At 42.0% G+C, this 22,628-nt stretch carries 21 protein-coding genes; 11 read left to right on the top strand and 10 right to left on the bottom strand.

All coding sequences use genetic code 11. The annotated features are described in order from the left end of the window. Positions 1-872: 872 nt before the first annotated feature. The 4 genes from O2Q26_RS07605 (at position 873) to O2Q26_RS07590 (ending at position 5,181) form a co-directional block, all read left to right on the top strand. Positions 873-2,396 carry a methyl-accepting chemotaxis protein gene (locus O2Q26_RS07605; protein ID WP_289215352.1) on the top strand — a complete coding sequence of 508 codons (1,524 nt, stop codon included), beginning with the start codon at positions 873-875 and terminating at the stop codon, positions 2,394-2,396. 141 nt (positions 2,397-2,537) lie between these two features. Further along, on the top strand, positions 2,538-3,506 hold the full coding sequence (locus tag O2Q26_RS07600) for a Gfo/Idh/MocA family protein (protein WP_289215351.1): 969 nt from the start codon (positions 2,538-2,540) through the stop codon (positions 3,504-3,506). Positions 3,507-3,534: 28 nt separating this feature from the next. Continuing rightward, on the top strand, positions 3,535-4,941 hold the full coding sequence (locus O2Q26_RS07595; protein WP_289215350.1) for an amidase: 1,407 nt from the start codon (positions 3,535-3,537) through the stop codon (positions 4,939-4,941). Positions 4,942-5,037: 96 nt separating this feature from the next. Then, on the top strand, positions 5,038-5,181 hold the full coding sequence (locus O2Q26_RS07590; RefSeq protein ID WP_253934946.1) for a hypothetical protein: 144 nt from the start codon (positions 5,038-5,040) through the stop codon (positions 5,179-5,181). A gap of 207 nt (positions 5,182-5,388) precedes the next feature. Here O2Q26_RS07590 and O2Q26_RS07585 read toward each other — a convergent pair whose 3' ends face one another. From O2Q26_RS07585 to O2Q26_RS07555, 7 genes are all read right to left on the bottom strand, one after another. Continuing rightward, a complete protein-coding gene (locus O2Q26_RS07585) occupies positions 5,389-6,147 on the bottom strand; it encodes a class I SAM-dependent methyltransferase (protein WP_289215349.1) in 759 nt (252 codons plus the stop codon). 498 nt (positions 6,148-6,645) lie between these two features. After that, positions 6,646-7,266, bottom strand: coding sequence for a response regulator (locus O2Q26_RS07580; protein ID WP_289215348.1), 621 nt, complete (start codon positions 7,264-7,266; stop codon positions 6,646-6,648). Positions 7,267-7,437: 171 nt separating this feature from the next. Next, on the bottom strand, positions 7,438-8,427 hold the full coding sequence (locus tag O2Q26_RS07575) for a zinc-binding dehydrogenase (RefSeq protein ID WP_289215347.1): 990 nt from the start codon (positions 8,425-8,427) through the stop codon (positions 7,438-7,440). Beyond that, complete coding sequence (locus O2Q26_RS07570; protein ID WP_289215346.1) at positions 8,424-9,380, bottom strand: ArsA family ATPase; 957 nt, start codon at positions 9,378-9,380, stop codon at positions 8,424-8,426. Before O2Q26_RS07570 ends, O2Q26_RS07575 begins: the two co-directional genes overlap by 4 nt. A gap of 16 nt (positions 9,381-9,396) precedes the next feature. Beyond that, positions 9,397-9,663, bottom strand: coding sequence for a cory-CC-star protein (locus O2Q26_RS07565; protein WP_253934951.1), 267 nt, complete (start codon positions 9,661-9,663; stop codon positions 9,397-9,399). Positions 9,664-9,693: 30 nt separating this feature from the next. Next, complete coding sequence (locus tag O2Q26_RS07560) at positions 9,694-10,065, bottom strand: hypothetical protein (protein ID WP_289215345.1); 372 nt, start codon at positions 10,063-10,065, stop codon at positions 9,694-9,696. 64 nt (positions 10,066-10,129) lie between these two features. Beyond that, positions 10,130-11,866 carry a carbon starvation CstA family protein gene (locus tag O2Q26_RS07555; protein WP_289215344.1) on the bottom strand — a complete coding sequence of 579 codons (1,737 nt, stop codon included), beginning with the start codon at positions 11,864-11,866 and terminating at the stop codon, positions 10,130-10,132. Between the two features lie 241 nt (positions 11,867-12,107). On the opposite strand from O2Q26_RS07555, the gene O2Q26_RS07550 reads away from it, so the two are divergent. The 4 genes from O2Q26_RS07550 to O2Q26_RS07535 all read left to right on the top strand — a co-directional run bounded on the left by O2Q26_RS07550 (position 12,108) and on the right by O2Q26_RS07535 (position 15,723). Continuing rightward, positions 12,108-12,713 (top strand): anthranilate synthase component II, encoded by a 606-nt coding sequence (locus tag O2Q26_RS07550; protein WP_289215343.1) that lies wholly within the window; start codon positions 12,108-12,110, stop codon positions 12,711-12,713. Continuing rightward, positions 12,710-14,437 carry an aminodeoxychorismate synthase component I gene (gene pabB, locus O2Q26_RS07545; protein WP_289215342.1) on the top strand — a complete coding sequence of 576 codons (1,728 nt, stop codon included), beginning with the start codon at positions 12,710-12,712 and terminating at the stop codon, positions 14,435-14,437. Before O2Q26_RS07550 ends, pabB begins: the two co-directional genes overlap by 4 nt. 14 nt (positions 14,438-14,451) lie before the next feature. Continuing rightward, on the top strand, positions 14,452-14,817 hold the full coding sequence (locus tag O2Q26_RS07540; protein WP_289215341.1) for a thiol-disulfide oxidoreductase DCC family protein: 366 nt from the start codon (positions 14,452-14,454) through the stop codon (positions 14,815-14,817). A gap of 69 nt (positions 14,818-14,886) precedes the next feature. Further along, entirely contained in the window at positions 14,887-15,723 is an 837-nt protein-coding gene (locus O2Q26_RS07535; protein WP_289215340.1) for an STAS domain-containing protein, read from the top strand. Positions 15,724-16,292: 569 nt separating this feature from the next. Here O2Q26_RS07535 and O2Q26_RS07530 read toward each other — a convergent pair. Continuing rightward, on the bottom strand, positions 16,293-17,294 hold the full coding sequence (locus O2Q26_RS07530) for an NADP-dependent oxidoreductase (protein ID WP_289215339.1): 1,002 nt from the start codon (positions 17,292-17,294) through the stop codon (positions 16,293-16,295). Positions 17,295-17,416: 122 nt separating this feature from the next. Here O2Q26_RS07530 and O2Q26_RS07525 point away from each other — a divergent pair, with 122 nt between their 5' ends. Both O2Q26_RS07525 and O2Q26_RS07520 read left to right on the top strand, forming a co-directional pair. Beyond that, positions 17,417-18,154, top strand: a complete 738-nt coding sequence (locus tag O2Q26_RS07525; protein ID WP_289215338.1) for a GNAT family N-acetyltransferase — start codon at positions 17,417-17,419, stop codon at positions 18,152-18,154. A gap of 76 nt (positions 18,155-18,230) precedes the next feature. Then, the gene (locus tag O2Q26_RS07520; RefSeq protein WP_289215337.1) at positions 18,231-19,010 is read left to right on the top strand and encodes a DUF4037 domain-containing protein; all 780 of its coding nucleotides are present in this window, start codon (positions 18,231-18,233) and stop codon (positions 19,008-19,010) included. Between the two features lie 48 nt (positions 19,011-19,058). Here O2Q26_RS07520 and O2Q26_RS07515 read toward each other — a convergent pair whose 3' ends face one another. Further along, positions 19,059-19,430 carry a DUF779 domain-containing protein gene (locus O2Q26_RS07515; RefSeq protein ID WP_289215709.1) on the bottom strand — a complete coding sequence of 124 codons (372 nt, stop codon included), beginning with the start codon at positions 19,428-19,430 and terminating at the stop codon, positions 19,059-19,061. A 255-nt stretch (positions 19,431-19,685) separates the two neighbouring features. Beyond that, positions 19,686-21,206, bottom strand: coding sequence for an acetaldehyde dehydrogenase ExaC (exaC, locus tag O2Q26_RS07510; RefSeq protein WP_289215336.1), 1,521 nt, complete (start codon positions 21,204-21,206; stop codon positions 19,686-19,688). 234 nt (positions 21,207-21,440) lie between these two features. Between exaC and O2Q26_RS07505 the strand changes: the two genes are divergently transcribed. Further along, the gene (locus O2Q26_RS07505; protein ID WP_289215335.1) at positions 21,441-22,316 is read left to right on the top strand and encodes a 5'-3' exonuclease; all 876 of its coding nucleotides are present in this window, start codon (positions 21,441-21,443) and stop codon (positions 22,314-22,316) included. Positions 22,317-22,628 lie beyond the last annotated feature (312 nt).

Below are 22,628 nucleotides of genomic sequence, written 5' to 3'. Positions count from 1 at the left end.
GTAACTTTAAGTATTTATTTTTTCATATAAGCTCTCTTATCTGTAGACCAGGTTTTGCACATTTTCGTTCCTGAGAGTGAAGTTTGAAGCCTGTCGTTTTCCATGGCCATAGGTCGAATTGCCTTGAACTAGTGCCCTGAGAGGTCTGAGTATGTACTGTCATCCCATAGGGTTCTCGCAATTTCCTAGAACTTATGCGTATTGTAAGACGGAGCATCTGAAGCATTGTTTCACGTGAAAAAGAGTTCCTTTGGGGTGAAATCCGAACAGAAAGAGAAGAAAGGGTGAGAACTTTTTCGGGCCGGAGCTAGTTTATACATTCTTGCAGAAGTCCCGCCATTTCCAAAACTCCTACGGTAATCTGATGTTACGATTCCATGATCATAAAGAGATTATGGAACTGTTCATAGTAGTTTGTTGGCCGCTGTTTTCACCTTGTTAGATTGGATTGAACAGGGGTGATTTCCAACACAATTATATCGTGAGGAACGTTTGGGACGGGGAAGGTCCCGAGGGGAATTAGTGCTGAGTGAGACCCCGGAGTACAAAAGCCCGAGAGCGAGCCTTTCCCAAGTGATTCTTCTCCCAAACAAACCTCTGAATCAAGTCTACCTGATTACTGACTTACCATTGATTACCTCTTATGAAATGCCTGCTTTTTAAATTATTTATAGGATTCCCGTTTGGATAATTAATAAACGAATATCTCTTAAATCTATTGGACCGTATATTGATCAAAGCTAATCTCCAAAGAATAATTTACAAAAGGTTTATGAATATCATACAAAGGTTATATACGTGTTGGGTGTATAATTACCTAAATCAAAAGTCTTAAAACATAATAAAGCAGTTCCAAAGAAAGGGATGGGTATATGATTGCACAAAAAAATAAAGTGATGTTGATATTTTCGGGGATAGGGATTTTAATTACTATTGGAATTCAGGCGCTCCATAGAATGCACCCGATGAATTGGAGCCAACCTGGCATGGATGGATATTCCGTAGCTTTATACATAGGTTTAATGATTCCTATCCTTTTGTTTGCCAGCACTTTAGCCATGTACAGATATAACAATGAACACAAGAGTATTCCCTGGCTCATAACGGTTATGCTGACCTCTATAAGTATAGCCATGATCGTGAGTGGTGAGGGGATGGTGGTTTATCATTTCTCTATATTTTTAGTTATAGCATTAATTGCTTTCTACGATCAGGTCAAATTGATTACATTGATGAGCGGTATATTTGCTGTCCAGCATCTGACAGCTATGTTCGCAGGTACAGAATTTGTTTACGGTTCTCCCGATTATTCGTGGGTGATGTTCGCTTTGCACGCCTTTTATCTTGTTCTTACTTCAGCAGGAACTTCCTTTCAGGTTTATAAAAAGAATATGTTCGTGGATGCAATCCAGGCTGAGCAATCGACTATGGAAGCCCAATTGACACAGATGTTGAGCAATGTAGAGAAAGCCTCCCTCCAAGTACTGGACACGGTGAAGGTACTGCACCATTCATCCCATGATTCTTCAGATGCTTCTGCCCATGTAAATTCAATTATTGAAAAGATGAATGTGGATTCGCAGAGTCATACTCAAAAAGCGGAAGAGAGCATGTTAAGTATAAAAGACATTCAGCAAGGAATTGAACAAATGACACAGAGTACTGCTGCTGTATCAGAAGCTGCTTCGGAAACAAAACGATTAGCTGTAAAAGGAAAAGATTCACTGGATCAGACGAGCAGGGAAATGAGTTTCATTCAGGAAACAATGGGTGACACATCTGATATAATAATCAGCTTGAAGGAACGATCTAAAGACATCGGCAGCATGAGTGCTGAAATTACAAGCATTACAGAGAGGACAAATCTTCTTGCATTAAATGCTGCCATTGAAGCGGCAAGAGCAGGCGAGGCTGGAAAAGGATTCAGTGTCGTTGCCCAGGAAGTAAGAACACTAGCTTCCCAGTCTGAAAAAGCAGCAGCAAACATTTCTAGTATTGTAGAGGAGATTCAGGCCCAAATTTCAAACGCAGTTTTCTCATCTGATCAAAGTAAGGTGGAAATGGAAGAAGGGAATGAAACTATAAAAGACACCCAGAGCCTATTTGAAGAAATTGTAGGCAGCACAGAGAAGGTTGAGAGACAAATCCAGGAAGTCAGTGCTGCCTCCGAAGAATTATTTGCTGGCTCTGAGCAGGCGGCTCGATCATTTTTAGAGTTCGCCTCATTCGCAAGATACGCTGAAACACAAAATGGTGAAATTGCCGCAGCCTCAAAACAGCAGAAAGATTCTATGGAGCAAATCAATGCTCATGCCTATTCACTGCAGGCTATGTCCGACCAATTGAATGACCTTGTTCAAAAAGCAGCTTATAGCAGAACAGTGAATGGGACATAACCGGTGAAAAACACCTTACCGGTTTTAAGAAAGGTGAATACTCGTCATAGTGATTAAAATAGGTGGTTCAGGACTTCGGTGAAGTTGAGGAGAAGTGGTATAATCTTAGACAAACTAGATGAATAGGGAGGAATTGTATTTATGAAATGGGGAATCATGAGCACAGCAAATATAGCAAAAAAGGCACTGATCCCAGCCATCCAGCGGACGGAAGGTGTGGAGGCAGCAGCTATTGCAAGTCATAGTGGAAAAGAAGAAGAAGCTGCCGAGCAATTCAATATTCCTAAAACCTATAATACTTACGAAGCACTTCTGGAGGACCCAGACATTGAGGCCGTTTATATTCCGTTACCCAACCATTTACATAAGGAATGGACGATAAAAGCTGCTCGTGCGGGTAAACACGTACTATGTGAAAAGCCAGCCGCGCTAACACGGAAAGATGCGGAGGAAATGATAGAATGTTGTGCAGCTAATGACGTGCACTTTTTAGAAGCGTTCATGTATCAGTTCCATCCTCAGCATAATAAAGTAAAACAACTGATCGAAGAAGGGCAGGTTGGGGAAGTTTCCCTCATCCGTGCAAGTTTTTCTTTTCATTTCGACCAATCGAATGATAATATTCGTCTCGACCCTGATAAAGGCGGAGGGTCTCTTTGGGATGTAGGCTGTTATGGCGTTCACTCCGCGTTGAACATAATGAATGAAGAAGTGCTAAATTCTACGATCCTCGGCCAAATCGATCCGAAACTAGGTATTGATACATCAACTGCAGCCACGCTTTTATTAGGAAATGGTGTTCTGGTTCAAATTGACTGCGGGTTTGACGCGGCCGCTAGAAATGAATATCAAGTGATCGGAACGAAGGGGATTATCACCGTACATGATGCATACCGCCCTGATAAGCAGAATCACCAGGGCCGAATTACGGTAGTTAATGAGAATGGGGAACAGAGCTTTACTGAATTTGGCGACCAATACAGCCTGCAAGTTGAAGCATTCATGAAAGCAGTTGAACAGGATGAATCATTTGAAGGTTTCCATAAGGCTACGCTCCAGTACTTAGAGGTTATGGAAAAGTTGCAGCATGAATTGACCGGGCATAAGTAGTCGTGCACTTTACGAGAGGAGGGGTTTCATGATTCATGACCTCAATCAATTAGATGGAGTGGCACAGCTTGAACTCCTGAAAAAAAATCAATTGAAACTATCAGAAGTCAATGAGCATTATAAAGAAAAGCTAATAAAAAAGAACCCTGATTTACAAGCGGTCGTACATACAATGTTCGATAATTTTAATGGTGAATGGGATGAATCTAAAGGACCATTCGGAGGTTTTCCTTTTCTCATAAAGGATCTTAATGCCGTGAAAGGGGAGCCGCTGTCCTTAGGGTCGAAAATCATGGAAGGTTTTTATGCCGGTGCAGACGACGAAATTGTACGACGCTACAAAAAAGCTGGACTATCCATCATCGGAAAAACAAATACGCCTGAGTTTGGGTTTACGCCTGCTACCGAGTCTGAGTATCTCGGATTCACTAAAAACCCATGGAATTCTAATTTTTCTCCTGGAGGTTCAAGTGGAGGAGCCGCGGCAGCTGTTGCTTCTGGTATGATTCCATTTGCTCATGCCAGTGACGGAGGGGGATCAATACGAATCCCAGCCTCTTGCTGCGGCCTGTTCGGTTTAAAGCCGACCCGCGGCCGCACCCCGATGTCGATGCGGATTAACAGCTTAGCTGTGCATCATGCGGTGACCAGATCGGTAAGGGATAGTGCTGCTTTATTGGACGTCCTTGAAGGGCCACAGCTTGGCGATTCGTTTTCTACACCAGAAAAGGGGGCTCCTTTTCAAAGGTATACAGAAGAGGATCCACCTCCATTGAAGATAGCCTATATGGCTGATTTCGGTTCTCTCATGGATATTGATCCGGAAGTGCAGCGTGCCATCCAGTCTACGGCAGAGCTTTGTGAGGAACTCGGCCACCACGTAGAAATCGCTTACCCTGATTTCGATCTTCACCGCTTTATGAATGCCTATGTGACGGTATGGGTGGTAGGGGGAGCTCTGGCAGTAAAAAATGCGGCCAGGTTGAACAATAAAAAAATCACATCAAAAAACGTCGAACGGTTGCTTTATACCATGATCGAGAAGAGTGAAAGATTCACGGTTTTCGAATATGAAGAAGCACGGCAGTTTTTATTTGATGAAAGTATAAAGGTTCATCAATTCTTTGAAACCTATGATGTGTTGCTGCACCCAGTAAATTCAAGAACTCCTTTGCAGCTTGGAGAATATAACGGGAACCAAAAACATGTGGATGATATTCTTGAAGTATCTTCCAATTATGCTCACCTCACTCCCGTTGCTAACGTAACAGGACAACCTGCGATGAGCGTGCCGCTTTATTGGGGAAAAAATAATTTACCAATCGGCTCACATTTTATGGGGCGTTTTGGAGATGAAGCTTTATTATTCAGACTGGCGGGTCAGCTTGAAAGGGCTCGCCCCTGGTGGGGAATGTACAAGCAAATCGATGATTAAAATCGTTCGACAAAGAAACTCATTGAAAAAAATTGAAAGAGGAGTAAAATGAGTTTATCCGCTATAAGAGGGTTTATCCATAAGGAGGAATATCAAATGGCTTGGTTACATGGACTCCATGCTGCGAGGTTTCTATTTATCGGGTTTTTCTCATTAACAGCGTTAAGCTTGATCACTTTTCAATCGATAGCGATGGTGCAGGCTTTCATCGATTTCTTTGAGGTTTTTCGCCGTAAATAAAATTAATGAGAGAGGCTGAGTCAATGGACTTGGCTTCTTTTTTTATGCTTTGTAAAAATTTCTTGTTAATTTTAAATTATTTAGAACGGTTTCCCTGCTTTTTGCAGGGATGGATGGGGGTGCGAACCGTTGGCAAGCATTATTGAGCTGAAATTGTGCGGGGGCTAGCCGCAGAAGCCTCAGCGATAGCAACAAAGCCTATAGAAGTTATTTTTTCCGTTGCGCTTCGAAAGTGATCGTTTCTGTATCGGAACCAGGTTCTTTACGGTATTCATAATTACTCGATATCACTATATTTTCAAATCCTAAAGCTTCTAAAAGCAATCTGAATTCTTCAACTCCGTACCACCTCAATGGGAAGCGTTCCAATTCTGTTTGGATGAGTGTCCCATTTCTCCACTTTTCATAACGGTTATGAGAAACAGTCACTTGGTTGATGAAGTCTACATCAATCAGCTTTTCTTCAAGGGTTACCACCTCTCCAGCAGGTAATTCCCAAGTTCTTGTAAACACTTGGCCGACAGGAAATTCCTTAGGTATGAAGATGTCCACTATCAATCGTCCTCCCGGAGTTAAATGCTGATGAAAATTTTTCAGGGCATTCTGGGAGTCTTCTCGTTTCTCCAAAAGTAAAAATGTCCCTGTCGGTATAATAATAGCAGCATATTGCTCATCCAATCGAAAGGATTCCATAGATGCCTTGAACAAGTGTGTAGAGAGCTGTCGATCTTCGCAATTGCGTTGACATACCTCCAGCATTTCACTAGATATATCAAACCCTTCTACGTCTAAACCCTTCTCCAGCAATGGAATGAGAATTCTCCCAGTTCCTACAGCAGGTTCCAGGATTTTACCATCGATGTTAGATAACCGATGAGAGTAATATTCAACATCACCAAATGAGTGGCCGATTGGTTTATCGAAAGCATAGATTTCTGTGGATAATCGATTATAATAGTTCAGCATGGGGTATCCCTCTCTTTTTTTAGTTGTAATTCAAACATTCTACATTCCCATGTTCAATTCCTTTTAAATGAGAAGGGAGGGGCAGGCTGGAGGGGTTATTTTCTATTTAAGGAAAAAAAGGGCCGGTAACCTGGAAGGCTACCGGCTATTGGAAAAAGGGGGGTCAAATAGTGAACAGCTCCCTCAGCATCGGCCAGACCCTGCGGAATCGCCGTCTGTGGGAACGGTTTCGTTTCCTGACATGTTATAAGTAACTTGGATGCAACTGACAACAACACGGGAAGCGAAATCAGGACTTCGGTTTTATCTTCCTTCCTCGACTAAAGAAGAAAGATTCCTTATATATATGTTACCACGGGAAGGTGTGAATTGTTATTGGGAAATATGGGGGCGGACAAGCCGTCTAAAGAGGCAAAATAAGTGTGGACTTGTATAAGTGACTGTCTCATTGAACAAACAAAAACGCCGCCAGTCGACCTGGGGCGTTTCTTTTCATTTTTAGTGGGTGTACCATTCATATAATTTTTTTGGGCGGCCGATTTTCTGGTGTCGGACGACTTGTTTCACTTTTCCTTCTTCCAGCAAATGCATCAAATATCTGTATACCGTCGGGTAAGCAAGGCCGACACTCGAGGAGATTTCATCCACTGATTTTGGTGTATGGTGATCTTGAAGGTAAGCAGCGATTGAGTCAAGGGTCCCTTTACTGATTCCTTTTGCGGTATATACATCTTCTTCTACTTTTAGACGCTGTCTCATGTTGACAATTTGAATGTGAAGGTGAATGCGGGAGATGATATCCAGAGCTTTGATCGGCTTCAGGGAAAAGTCAGTCGCTCCTTCTTTTATGAATCTGTCCGCTGTTTCCTGACGGTCATCTTCTGTAAGTACTAAAATAGGGATTTGCTGGTTCTCGTAGCGGATTTGCCGAACAAATTCTAAGCCGTCCATAATCGGCATGTGATAATCCACAATAAGTATGTCGTAATGATGCTTGTTGAATAAATAGAGGCCATCGCGCCCGTCAACTGCGGTATCAGCTTTCAATCCATCTTTTTCGCATAAGGTTTTCATCATTGTACGAAGGGATTCATCGTCATCTACTATTAATATCTTCATAGTCGCACTTCCTTTCCGTGCTCTTTACCGCGTCACAGTGTCAATACTATTAATATTATAATTTTAAGCTGAGATTATCAATGCTTTAAGCTTAGAAATTAAAGTAGAACGATGGCTGATTTTCGGGAGAAGAAAACCCCTATGATGCAGCAGCTCATAGGGGGATAGGTTCTATATCGTAAAGCCGATTTTTCCGAAGTTTTTAGAGTCGCGTAAATATTCAAAGGCTTCTTTATAGTCGGATAGAGGGAACATGCGGTCCACTTCAGGCTTAATCTTATGATTTGCAAGAAAACCGAGCAGTTCTTTGAATTCTTCCGCACTGCCCATCGTCGATCCTAACAAGTTGAACTGACCATAGAAAAATTTGCGAATGTCGATGGTCACTTCATCATCAGTAGTGGCTCCGAAGGTAACGATTGTACCGCCTTTGCGGATAATGGCTAGAGACTTATCAAAAGTAGCGCCGCCAATGCTTTCTACAAGGACATCTACTTGTTCTTCTTTTAATTCTTCATTCCAATCTGATTCAGTCAACACGCCGACGTCAGCGCCCAATTCTTTAGCTTTAGCGAGTTTGTCTTCACTACGGGAGGTGACAATTACTCTCGCACCAGCGGCCTTGGCAAATTTTAATGCAAAGGTCAATACGCCGCTGCCGATTCCCGGAAGCATTACGGTATCGCCAGACTTAATTTTTGCACGGGTGAACAGGACACGATAAGCAGTGAGGGCAGCCAGGGAAAGGACTCCGGCTTCTTCCCAGTTCAAGTGTGCCGGCTTCCGTTCTATATTAGCCGAGGGAAGAGTGATATACTCTGCAAAAGTCCCGTGCTCAGGAAGTCCGACGATCTCAAAACCAGCAGGGGGAGCGTCGCTGTTATTTTTCCACCCAATGCCTGGGTTTAGAATCACTTCATCACCTTTGCTGACGTGCTGAACATGTTCACCCACTTCATCTACGATACCGGCACCGTCAGATCCTAAAATCAAAGGTGGCTGCTCGGGTTTGTGTCTGGATGTGACGGCTACATCTCTACGGTTTAACCCTGCTGTTTTAAGCTTTACTCTTACTGTGGTCGGTTCAACTTCAGGAAGGTCCATTTCCCGGTAGGTCAATCCCTCTAATCCTTCTATTTCTTCGTGTACTACAGCTTTCATTTAGATGTGTCCTCCTTCATTAATTGGTTTAAATGGTCGGCAAACGTTGATAGCTTGTCCATATCTGAAACGTCTTCTTCAAAGAGGGGAACTTGAATCTTCCGCTGTTTAGGAAACGTGCGGTCGATTTCTTCTAAATAGTTTCGCTCTTGCTGACGCCTTTTTTCTAGAAATACTCCATCTGCATAATCGGGAAGTACTTTATTAACGATAAGCGTTTTAATATGAAGGTGATGCTGGTCCAGCTGCTTGATCGCTTGTTGGGTTTCCAGAATAGGGAGGCGTTCAGGGATTAATACAAAAATGAAACCCGTTTGCCTGCTGTCTAGGATAATTTCTCTAACCGCTGCAAACTTCTCTTTTCTTTTCTGCAAAATTTCATAAATGGGATCATCCACAGGCTCTCCATCATTGAGCAACTGTGTATAATTGTCGGTGATTTTTTTTCTGCGTTCAAGCATCCCGTCTATCCAGACACTCATAAGTTCAGGAAGGGTCAATAAACGGATCGTATGGCCAGTGGGTGCCGTATCAAAAACGATTTTGTCAAAATGCTCTGATTCCTCCAATATGATGGATATCAAACGGTCAAATAGAGCTGCTTCGTCTGCTCCAGGTGATGCACTTGCCATATCGATTTGACGATGCACTTCTTCGACCATACGGGATTTGACCAATCCCTGCAGGTTATCTTTGACACCTTCAATGTATCGCTTGGATTCTCGTCCAGGGTCGACTTCAATTCCCCATAAGTTTTCTTCGAGTCTGGTTTTATCGTGTTTGATCTTTTTATGGAAAATGTCTCCTAAGTTATGGGCAGGGTCAGTAGAAACAACTAACGTCTTATGCCCAGCTCTGGCAAAGGCGACAGCTATGGCGGCAGACGAAGTAGACTTACCTACACCGCCTTTACCTCCAACGAAGATGATGTTGTTGCTCTGTAAATGATTCACAAGCGACACTTCCTTTCTAGCAGCACCTGATCCCATCTAATGGAGATTTTTCCATACCCATTCGAAGGTGCCAGTCGTGAAACTTTTCAATGATGTAAGGATACAACTCCAGCGTGTAATAAAAAGCAGGATTAGGAATGCCGAGTAAGTCTGAATAGACGAGAAGGAGGAAGAGATCGTCTTCATCCCTCAACTCCCGTGCTACCTCGTTTTTATGGGGGAGACTTAATACTTCATCATAAAACTCGAATAACCGCTTTAATGAAAATTTCTTGTCTGTCATCGATGACACCCTCACCTATAATGAGACTTGTTAGAGCATATCTTCAATCAGTGTATCATAATCCTGTTCGTGTTCAGAATGTTTCCCATTGATGAACACGGCGTTATATTTCATTTGGAAAATGAAATTGTTCATTCCTTCTAAGATCGAGATATTCTTCTGCTTTGTCTGCTTTAGGAAATAAAAACCAATAGCGATTATATTTCTAGGGTCTAAGAAAGAGATATTTACTCGGTCTCCATGTTTTTCTTTGAGCTCCTGATACAATTCACCTAATCTCAAGCGGTCTTCATCGTGGTGGCTGAACTCATCTTTCATCTCGACAAGTCCTTCTCCGCAAATTCCTCCACAGCAGCCCATTCCGACTTCCTTTTCAGCACGAAGAATCATAATTTCAACCATCTGAAGATCCTCCTTTAATTAAATAGAGAAAGCCGCACAACGATTTGAGCGACCTTCTTTGTATTTAAGCACTTTTTTCTATCCTGTCTTTATCGCTTTTGAATATTGCGCTGAATGCAGTAAATAAGATCCATAAAGCAAATACAAGGACTATTGCTCCGAACGAAAAGAGGAGCCAATCACTCTGTTCTGCCCATGGTGCCCATTGCGTCAATACTTGAAGTATCATGGCATATAGAGTCATGAACATCAAAAATGCCATCGGTATAAAAGCAGGCCAGTAATTTCTACCTTGTCGCTTAAGCCAAATAGATATAAGGAGTAAGCTTATGCCAGCTAACAACTGATTGGAGGTACCGAACAGCGGCCAAAGAAGGTATCCACCGGACCCGAATCCGTTTGGACCTTCAGGAATCAGAGTAAGACAAGCACTGGATACAACCGCCACTGTCGTAGCAACGTGTGTTTTGGTAAGTGGTTTAATATTATACTCTGTACCCAGCTCTGCGATAATATAGCGCATAAGACGAACTGACGAATCTAAAGTTGTAGCGGCGAAACTCACCACGATAACAGAAACGATTGTGGCAGCTACAGAAGCAGGGATGCCCAGTCCTGAAGCTAATACACCGGCGCCCTGAATAAACACTCCTAAACCTTCACCGCTGGCTGCTGCAAAACCACTATACGTAGCACTAAACTCAGCAGTGCTAGGGAAGAAGGTGATAACGGCGATGATAGCGACAAGAGCTAATGCGCCTTCACCGACAGCTCCTAAATAACCGACAAAGCGAGCGTCTGTTTCTTTGTTTAGTTGTTTAGAAGAAGTTCCAGACGCTACCAGGCCGTGAAATCCAGAAATAGCACCGCAAGCAATGGTGATGAATAGGAGCGGGAACCACGACGTATCAGCTGATGAATTACTGACAGGTGCAGTTATTTCAGGATTTGTAAACAGCATACCTAGATAAAGTAACCCTAGACCTACGATCAGCTGGTGCGAATTAATATAATCGCGGGGCTGCAAAAGCTTCCATACAGGTAAAGTAGAAGCGATATACACGTAAATCATAAGCACAATAATCCAGACAAAGAACGCCATAGATGTAGCATCCAGTCCAAATAAAACACTGGCTCCTTCGCCACCGAAGTAGCGGACGAGGTCAATTTGCAGGGCGGGAACACCGCTTGCCACTACGGCAGCAAGATACATAACCGCGAGGGCTACAATTGACGGCAACAGCATATTTCCTTTTCGTTTGTAAACACTATACCCTATCCATATAGCTAAAGGAATTTGAATGAATACGGATAATACACTGGCAGGGAATGAAATGAATAAGTTTGCTATGACCCAAGCAAATACTGCGTTTACCATCAATACAAGTAATAAAATTATGAATAAGAACAAAATTTTAGCTCTCTGGCCGATCAATTTATCCGCAAGTGTACCTACCGATTGACCTTTATTCCTGACCGATAAGACGAGTGTTCCAAAATCGTGGACCCCGGCCGCAAAAACAGTACCGAGAAGCACCCACAGTATGGCGGGCAGCCAGCCCCAGTAAACGGCGATCGCTGGTCCCACAATAGGAGCAGCTCCCGCTACAGAAGTGAAGTGATGTCCCCATAATACGAATTTATTCGTAGGTACGAAGTCTACACCATCTTTATATTGATGGGCGGGCGTTTTAAAATTCGGGTCCAAACGATAGATTTTTTCTGCAATGAATTTTGAATAGTATTTATAACCTAAAGTGAAAATAATCATTCCACCTACGGCTAACCATATGGCACTCATCCTAACCCCTCCTTAGAGTTTATAGTTCGTCCATCTTTGTATGCGCTTACATACACGGTTAATTATACTACTATATTTTCACAACTTTCAATAAATTCAGGGAATTATTTGAAAAGTTGACCTTGTATCACTAATTTTCAATCATATAAAGGATAAAGAGGAAAATAGATCCAAAGTGAAAAGTTCTTTCAGTATCGATATAATAGAAGCGTGAGAATATATAATTGAAGGTGTTACTCTGATGATTGTGATAATTGATAACTATGATTCTTTTACTTATAACTTGGTCCAATATTTCAAACAGATGGATAATCAAGTGATGGTATACAGGAACGATGACCTAACTTTGGCAACTTTGCGATCATGTGATCCGGATATGATTGTTCTGTCACCAGGACCTGGAAATACAAATGAAACAGGTATATGCAGGGAAGTGCTGGGATTTTTATATAAAACAGTACCTATATTGGGGGTATGCCTGGGCCACCAGCTGATAGTAGACTATTTTGGCGGACAGATTGTTGAAGGGAAAAAACCTATGCATGGGAAGGTCTCTAAAATGATACATGATGGAAGGTCTGTGTTTGAACACATTCCCAACCCCGTTCAAGTGACACGCTATCATTCGCTTGAAGCTTCAATAGAGCAGATGCCCATTTGTTTGGAAATCAGTGCGATGTCTCATGATTCTTCTGTCATGGCAGTTCGCCATAATGCTTACCCGGTTGAGGGGATCCAATTTCATCCTGAATCCATATTGACGGAGTGGGGGTTTGAAATGCTGGAGAATTTTTATTCCAAAGCTAAAAAGTTCAGCAATGACCGAAGAAAGGAGGTAACTTCATGAATGATGCCCATCTTTATTTTGAGTTTGAAGACGATAATGGCAAAAAACAACCAATGCAGTTCACTCGTCCTTCTGGTGTCATAACCGCTTATAGTGGGGAAGAAGTTAAAGCTGCTTTCCGTAAAATAGAACGTGAACTTTCAATAGGCAATTACGTGGCCGGGTATGTATCATATGAGGCAGCTCCTGCGTTTGATGGAGCAAGTCGAGTGAAAAGCGGTACAAAGTGGCCACTTCTATGGTTTGGTGTTTTTAAGAGTCCTTTATGTGAAGAGCTAGTCCATGAGAATAAACCTTATCAAGTTTCTGAATGGAATATGGATGGTGATTTTGATAACTATTCTGATGGACTAAGAAAAATCAAAGCGGCAATAAAAAAGGGGGATACGTACCAGGTAAACTACACGACTCGCCTTAACGCATCGTTTCATGGAGATGATTTTGCTTTTTATAAGCAGCTTGTCAATAATCAACGTTCCCGCTACAGCGCCTATATGAATATGGGAGAAGGACGGAGAGTTCTTTCCGCTTCGCCTGAACTGTTTTTTAGAAAACAGGAAGCAAAGTTGAAAACAAAGCCCATGAAAGGTACGGCGCGACGGGGAGTAACACTGGAAACAGATCGAGAGCAGGTGAGAACTCTTAAAGAATCGGAAAAAGAGCGGGCGGAGAACCTGATGATCGTTGATTTATTAAGGAATGACCTCGGGAAGCTTGCTGTTTCAGGTACCGTTCGCACCTCTAGTTTGTTTGAGGTAGAAACTTATCCCACTGTTCACCAAATGACCTCGACCATAGAAGCTGAAGTTAATCGAGAGCTCTCATTTTATGAAATTTTCCGTGCTCTTTTTCCTTGCGGATCGATAACAGGTGCTCCTAAAATAAGGACGATGGATTATATTGCTGATCTTGAAGCATCTCCTAGAGAAATATACTGCGGGGCAATCGGGTACATAACTCCTTCGAGGGATGCCGTATTTAATGTCCCAATAAGAACGGTGATGTTGGATGAGAATCAAGCCGTATATGGAACCGGTGGAGGGGTAACCTGGGATTCCACCCCTATAGGCGAATATGAAGAAATGCAGACAAAAGCACAGTTATTAACTGAAAAAAGACCTGAGTTCAAGCTGCTTGAATCTCTGAAATTAGAAAATGGAAGGATTCCATTGCTGGAAAATCATCTTAATAGACTAGAGGATTCAGCCAGCTATTTTAATTTCATTTTCGATAAGAATGAGGTTATCACCCAGCTGAATGATTTAGTAAGCAAACACAACGATGGAGAATATAAAGTAAGGCTGCTCCTCAGCGAACATGGGGTGGCAGAATTAGAAGCCATAGAAATAAACGAAGAGATAAATGAAGTGACTTGCTGTTTGGCTGAGGAGCCAGTAGATGAAAGGAATCCATTCTTGTACCATAAAACCACTCATCGCTCCGTCTACGATATCCATAAGCGTGAAGGAGCTTTTGCTGCATTATTGTGGAATACGAGAGAGGAACTCACCGAATTCACTATGGCCAACCTAGTAGTTAAACACCAAGGAGATTTTTTCACTCCTCCTGTACAATCAGGATTACTGGCAGGCACTTTCAGGGAAGAGCTATTAAAAAATGATAGAGTGAAGGAGAAAGTGCTGCATGTGAAGGAACTTTCCTCATTTGAAGAGGTTTGGATGGTCAATGGAGTCAGAGGCTGGGTCAAAGTTCAACTATTGTGAGGAGATGATCAAGAGTGAAGAACATTGTGTTCTATGACGCAACTTGTCCATTTTGCTACCGTGTGAAAAAACTGCTCAAGCCTTTGGATTGGCTGAACCAGGTGAAGTGGGTGTCGGTACAGGAAGTAGAAATTAATGGACGTTATCCTTATTTAGAAGGAAGGAATATCCTCGAAGAAATTCATCTATTAACAGAACAAGGTGAGTTAAAAAAAGGATTTTCCGCCATCCGGCTATTATTACTTAAACTTCCTCCAGTTTCACTGGTTGGGATGATTTTTTATTTACCGGGAATATCTCGGCTAGGTTCGCCTCTATATATAGGGTTTTCAAAGAGAAGATACCAATGGTTTGGTCAATATGATAAACCGAGGTATTAATTCACAATTTACAAATGGAAAATGAAAACATATTATAGAGGTAAAATGATTGAAGGAGACCCCCTCATTATGAAAGAAGAACTGAACTATATTGGAAATAAAATAATAACAGATTCCATGACGCTGGCAGAGCAAGTAGAAAACTTTGAAAAGGATGAGTATGTTCTTAGTCTTGCTAATTCATCTCTTTCACGAGAGGAAGTCCTGGCTTGGAGGGCCCAGATGTTCATATTCATGGGTGAAGCCTTGATTGAAGACTATGAATCAGTGAAAAACAGGGTGATTGCATGGACGAAAGAAGTTGGGGAAAAAGCTATAGAAAGCGATGTCCCTTTGAATGAAACTATTGCTTTAATGGGGGCATATCGCAATATTCTATGGCAGACATTTGATAAGGAATTGCAGGAGAATCGGTTCGCTGCAATTACGGTATTGGATGTAAATAAACTAGTTAACCCTTTACTTGATGAAGTCATTTTTCAATTCAGCCAGTTGTATATCAGGTATAACAATCGCAAGTATCAAAAAGCTCAGGATAAGCTGACAGAGTTGTCTGTGCCTGTTGTTCCTGTAGCAGAACGTGTGGCTGTCTTGCCAGTGGTCGGAGAAGTGGACGAGGACCGTGCCCAGCTGATTATGGAAATGTCTCTTCAGAAGAGCTCCCATTACCAATTAGAGTATTTACTTATCGATATTTCTGGCGTACCGAAGATTGACGCAAGGGTCGCTCATAATTTGCTGCAGGTCGTCCAGTCCTTAGAACTTGTAGGAGTTCAAACAATATTAACAGGGCTGCGGCCGGAAATTGCCCGCTCGGTCGTCGCGATGGGCGTTAATTTCAGTAAAGTGAAAACACGAGCTAATTTAAAGCAGTCCCTAAGCGAAATAGGAATAGGGGGCTTATAAGCTCCCTATTCTTGAAGGCTTAGTTTCGAGATGTTCGGATTGTTTCCTTTACTAAGAAATAGTGCTTGAAGGTCCGGGAAATCACTCGCTTTCCATGGGCGTACGGTGAGCTTCCTCGGGCTAAAGCCCTCCGGGATCTCACCCTGTACTGTTTTCCCATAGGAGTCTCGCAATTTCCCGGACCTTCTTGCTTTTATGAGAATAACGGAAACAACTTATGCGGTGCTTCATATAAAAAATAACTTTTTTGAGTGATAACCTGCTAGAAAATGCTTGAAACTACCTTAAAGTACAGAGGACTAAAGTACTGAAATTTAATGCTTCTAATAGTATTAAGAAAGTTCTTATCCAGGCGATTTCGAGAAGCAGATATATGGTGGAGCGAGCCATTCCCTGCCTCACCGATCATATCTTCAAATATCTCGAAACCAACCCTAAAAAAGGAAATAGAGCGATTTTTTAAGGTCTCTTCTCTTTTGAAAGGGTATTAGAAAAGCTCCTTAAGAAAAACAAGGCTGCCCATAAAAGTCCATTTCTTAGACTTTTGGGGCAGCCTCATTACATTATCATTATTCAGGATCCGCAACTTTAACTAGTTGTTTTCCTAAGTTTTCACCTTTGAATAGACCGAAGAAAGCGTCTGGAATTTGCTCGAAACCTTCTTGTATAGTTTCTTCGTATGTCAGCTTACCATCTTTCAACCAACTTGAAAGGTGATCGAAACCTTCTTTGAAACGATCCTGGTAATCTCCTACAGTAAACCCTTTGACGAGTGCGCTCGCTTTGATTAAATGCATATGGATCCTAGGACCCTGGTCATTTGGTGTGTTGTAGGAAGATATTGCACCACACTGGATGATTCGCGCAAATTTATTTAGCAGAGGATAAAGAGCATCAGAGATCGATCCACCAACATTGTCAAAGTAAACATCTACTCCGTTAGGACAAGCGGCTTCAAGTGCTTCTTTCACATTTTCTTTCTTGTAATCGATCGCCACGTCTACACCTAGCTCCTCTTTCAAGTAACTGGTTTTCTCATCCGTTCCTGCAATACCGACAACACGACAGCCGTAAATTTTACCAATTTGTACTACCGCAGAACCAACAGCTCCGGCAGCTCCTGATACAACAAGAGTTTCACCTTCTTTAGGCTGACCGATATCAGTCAATCCAAAATAAGCAGTAAGACCTGGCATGCCAAGAATTCCTAATGAAGTAGTAACGGGCCCAAGTGAGGGATCGACCTTTCTTACGCTTTCCGCTTTAACGGTAGAATACTCTTTCCAATCAAGGCTTCCAGTTACGATGTCTCCTTTTTCGAATTCTGGAGAATTGGATTCTGTCACTTGCGCAACTGCACCGCCTGATATCGCTTCATTTAATTGAAATGGTGGAATATAGGATTTTCCTTCATTCATCCGGCCTCTCATATAAGGGTCTACAGAGACATAGAGCGTTTTAAGTAAAAGCTCTCCTTGTTGTGGCTCAGGTATATTTGTATTCATAACTTTCAGGTGATCATGGTTCGGGGTTCCTTCTGGTCTCTGAACTAATTGTATTTCGCGGTTCATAAGTATCGACTCCTTTTCAATTTCTTACCTCTTCATTGTATATCGCTAGACGTTCATATTAAAATAATCGGCTTGGAAATAGAACATCGTATTGTACCAATACATATAAAGGAGTGGAGATTATGGATGAGCGAGTGAAAGTAGTAGAAGGGGAGAATTCCCTAATCTATGAAGATATAGAAAAACTCTCAGTTAATGAGATTATCAACATGTTAAGGTGTCATTCAGCTTCGTTGACCACGTATATTTCAGTGTTGATCACTCCAAAACGAGCTGTTTCTTTAGACGAACCTTTAAAAAAACTTGGTTATGAATATGCAGATACTACAGTTTTTGTTTATAAAAATCTCGCGGACCACCGGGTTGGACAGTCATCGGCTATAACATTGAAACCAGTAAAAGAATTTTCAGAAGCTTTCTTTGTAAAGATTTGGGGAGAGGTAATGGAAGGGTCATGGAATCCTCCATCTTCTTTGAGCATCGATGAGCATATGGCCAGCTTGAAAAAAGAAATAGGGGAAGACTATCAAACCAGCTGTTTACTTGCTTTTGAGAATGATACCCCCATAGGTGCAGTCATCCCGCATATTGAACCTGGAACCGGGGGAGAAGGACGCTTATTCTATATTGGAATTCTCCCCGAATTTCGCGCTTATGGAAGGGCTAAATACGTGCATTCCCTCGCCTTGGAATCGTTGAAAAAAGACTTTAGTGCGACTCATTATATAGGATCTACGAGTCACAATAATATCCCTATGCTGAAGGCGTTTACTCATAATGGTTGTAAAGAGCTCGTCAGGAAAAGAGTATATAAGAAAAAATATAGTGACCGTGGGGAAAAGAAGTATTTTTGTAGATAGCCATATTGGTAAATATTTGGTAAGGTGAAGGTAACCATTACGGAATTTTTATATCCTAAAAGTTTGGAGAGAGCCAATGACGCTAAAAGAGTTAGCAGCTAAAGCAGCAGAAGTCTATAAGGACAATCCTAAAGTTGAAGCAGTCTACATTGCTGGATCTATTTCGAGAGAATGGGAAGACGAACACTCGGACATTGAACTGCATGTTTTGTGGGGAGAGGGTCCTTCGGAAGATGATCGAAGAACTCCCATGGAGCGTTTGAATGGGAAAGTGATCAGCTTTTATGAGTATGAAGATGAAGAGTGGTCAGAAACCTATGAATTGGAATTCAAAAAGCTGGAAATGAGCCACTTTCTGACTGAAACAGTGGTCCGGAAAATTCAAAAAGTGACCAGGGAATTTCAAGTGGATCTTGAGGATCAATGCATCGCAGCTTCCGTTCACTTTGGCATCCCTCTATATGGTGAAGAACTACTAGATGGACTTAAGGCTAAAGTACTCGTGTATCCCGAAGCGTTGAGCCAAAGTATGATTGAAGCACATTCTAATCTAGGTCCTCGTTGGAATCATCGTCAAACTTTGCTGGAAAGAGAAGACTGGCTGATGTTTTATTCTTTGATGGCTGCTACTCAAGAAAAAGTCATGGGGCTGTTATTCGGATTGAACTGCATGTACGTCCACCATCCAGCTTACAAGTGGCAAAAACAAAGTCTGGAACTGATGAATATCAAGCCTGATCAAATAAAAGAACGATTGGAAAGTGTATTTCTTTCCAGTCCAGCAAAGGGATTAAAAGATTTAGAGTCTGTTGTTGAGGACTTACAGATACTGGTTGATGAAAGAAAAGATACGTAACCATAACAATCCCCCTGATCCACTGAGGAACAGGGGGATTGTCGTGTATTACGAAGGAGTATCTGCTGCGTTCAACTTTTTATACTCTTCATCAGTAAAAGCGCGAGATCGAGATAAAAAGCGCTTGCCTTCAACGCCCTCTAATGAAAACATTCCACCCCGACCGTCCACTACATCAATGATCAGCTGCGTATGTTTCCAATAATCATACTGCTTTTTATTCATATAAAAAGGTGTGCCGCCAATTTCTCCTAAAAGAACATCTTGACTTCCTACTAATAAATCACCTTCTTCATAGCACATAGGTGAGCTGCCATCACAGCAGCCGCCTGATTGATGAAACATGAGAGGTCCATGTTTTTCCTTCAGAGTCGTAATTAATTCGAGGGCCGCATCGGTAGCGGTCACTCGTTCAACCATAATTGTTCGCCTCCCTTTGAAATTCTTATCCATGTGTAGCTCTCCTAAGAGCCTTCTTAACAGTAGCATATTTGGTTTTAGAAGCTCCCTGTACTTAAAAGGTTGTTTTGAACAACTTGCAATCGTATGGTAGATGGGAGAATGGTGAGCCTCCTTAGGAAGCTCACCATTCTCCCATCTCCTCATACAAAAGTCTGAAACGGGGGATTCAGGTGCAGAGAGTTTATAAGAATTTCATTTTAACTAATCCTTTTCTTAAAAGAATCCTAGTTTCTGTGGGCTGTAGCTGACGAGTAGGTTTTTGGTTTGTTGGTAGTGATCCAGCATCATTTTGTGGTTTTCTCTGCCTACGCCGGACATCTTGTAACCACCAAAAGCTGCATGAGCAGGATAGGAGTGGTAGCAGTTCGTCCATACTCGGCCTGCTTGGATCCCTCGTCCAAATCTGTAGGCTGTATTCATATCCCTTGTCCATACGCCGGCACCTAGTCCGTATAGTGTATCATTGGCAATTTCCATTGCTTCTTCGTGGTCTTTGAAAGTAGTAACAGATAGGACAGGTCCGAAAATTTCTTCCTGAAACACTCTCATCTGGTTATTTCCCTTAAACATCGTAGGCTGGACATAATATCCTTCCGCCAAGTCTCCATCCATTTGATTGCGCTCTCCGCCTATGAGGCATTCTGCGCCTTCTTCTTTACCGATATTCAAGTAAGATAGAATTTTATCTAGTTGTTCCGATGAGGCTTGAGCTCCCATCATCACTTCCGGATCCAGCGGGTTACCGGTCTTAATAGCTTTTACCCGTTCAATTACTCTTTCCATAAATTTGTCGTAAATGGATTCGTGGATGAGGGCTCGAGATGGACAGGTACATACTTCTCCCTGATTCAAAGCGAACATGACCATCCCTTCAATGGTTTTGTCTAAGAAGTCATCATCTTCATTCATTACGTCTTCGAAGAAAATGTTAGGTGATTTTCCTCCGAGTTCTAGTGTTACTGGTATGATGTTTTGAGAAGCGTACTGCATGATCATGCGTCCCGTAGTTGTTTCACCGGTAAACGCGACTTTGTTTATTCTAGGATGCTGGGCCAGTGGTTTTCCGGCTTCAAGGCCGAATCCATTTACAACATTCAGTACACCGGCTGGTAATAGATCTTCAATCATTTCTAGTAAGTATAAGATAGAGGCAGGTGTTTGTTCAGCAGGTTTTAACACGATTGCATTTCCAGCTGCTAATGCGGGTGCGATTTTCCATGTCGCCATAAGAATAGGGAAGTTCCATGGTATAATTTGGCCAACCACCCCAAGAGGTTCTTTAAAATGGTAGGCGACTGTATCGTTATCAATCTGCCCGATCGTACCTTCTTCGGAACGAATGACTGATGCAAAGTAGCGGAAGTGGTCTACTGCAAGTGGAATGTCTGCATTTAACGTTTCTCTTACTGCTTTTCCATTTTCCCACGTTTCAGCTACAGCTAGCTGCTCTAAGTTTTCTTCTATTCGATCAGCGATTCTGTTCAGGATGAGCGAACGTTCTGTAGCTGAAGTCTTGCCCCAGGTATCCTTAGCGGCATGTGCAGCTTCTACCGCAAGCTCAATATCCTCTTCTGTGGATCTCGCTACCTGACAGAAATTTTTCCCTGTCACAGGTGAGACGTTATCGAAATATTGACCTTTGACGGGGGCTGTCCACTTACCGTCAATGAAATTGTCGTAGCGTTCTTTAAATTGTACAATCGATCCTTCTGTGTTTGGAAATGCATATACCATTTGTTGAATTCCTCCCGTTGATCCGCTATTTGTGCAAGCGCTTTCAATAAAGTGTAATCAAAAGGAATGCACATATTTCGAAAGTATCACTGTATCTGAATTTTGTCAATTATTAGATAATATTGGAGAGTATATGAAATAAAGAGATAAGCGATCAAGAATGACTGAACTCCCGCTTATTTGTCATTTTTGTTATAATAGATTCATATTTACGTTAAAAAGGAGAACTTTATCATGACGACAACGAATAGAATCATGCTGGTAGACGGTATGGCGTTATTGTTCCGTGCCTTCTACGCCACTGCCATGAGCAATTATTATATGATCAATAGCAAAGGGATGCCGACCAATGGTGTTTACGGAATGTTAAAGCACTTATTCACAGCAATTGATACGTACCAGCCTACCCATGTCATCTGCTGCTGGGATATGGGGAGCAAAACTTTTAGAAATGACTTGTTTCCTGACTATAAAGCGAATCGCAGTTCCCCTCCGGAGGAGCTTATTCCACAATTCGACTTGGCAAAAGAAGTAGTCGAATCTTTGGATATTCCGAACGTTGGAACTGTTGGTTATGAAGCGGATGATTGTATGGGAACGTTGAGCCGTGCATACAGTGAACATTCTCAGGTATTCATTTTAACAGGGGATCAGGACATGCTTCAGCTGCTGGAACCGAATATTTCTGTTGTCTTATTGAAAAAAGGATATGGAAATTATGCGCAATACGAAGAGAGTTCATTTTATGAAGAAAAAGGGATTACTCCTCAGCAAATGGTAGATTTAAAAGCATTGATGGGGGATAGCAGTGACAATTATCCAGGTGTTCGCGGCATCGGCGAGAAAACGGCTTTGAAGCTGTTGATGCAGCACGAAACGATTGAAGGTATTCTGGAAAACATAGATCAATTGACTAAAGGACAGCGTGCTAAAATTCAACAGGATCTAGACATGCTTCATTTATCGAGAAAACTCGCCCGGATCAACTGTGAGGCTGATGTAGATTGTTCTTTGGAGGATGCTTTGTTTTTCATTGATGAGAACCGGATGGCCAATAAATTCAATGAGCTTGAATTCAAAAATTGGCAGAAAAACATTATTGGTTCATAAATAAAAAGCAGCAGACCAAATCGCATATGATTTGGTCTGCTATTTAGTATGTTAATTTTTATAGTTCAAATTAAGAAATTGTATTTTGTATTAAAATAATTGTGGAGTTAATCCGGATTGTTGTTAAACTATATGGCAGGATACTTTAAGACTCAGTTTCGAGATATTGGCTGAGTGGGTCAGGGCGGCGGGGAATGGCTCGCTTTCCGTGGGAGCGCGGTGAGCTTCCTCGGACGTCCCGTCCTGCGGGATCTCACCAAGCACTCTCTTCCCACAGGAGTCTCCCCATTCCCCGCCGCCCCTCCCTATAGA

This window comes from Halobacillus campisalis, from assembly GCF_030345335.1.
GTDB classification, from domain to species: Bacteria; Bacillota; Bacilli; order Bacillales; family Halobacillaceae; genus Halobacillus_A; species Halobacillus_A campisalis.
This window is presented reverse-complemented; position numbering and strand designations above follow the sequence as displayed.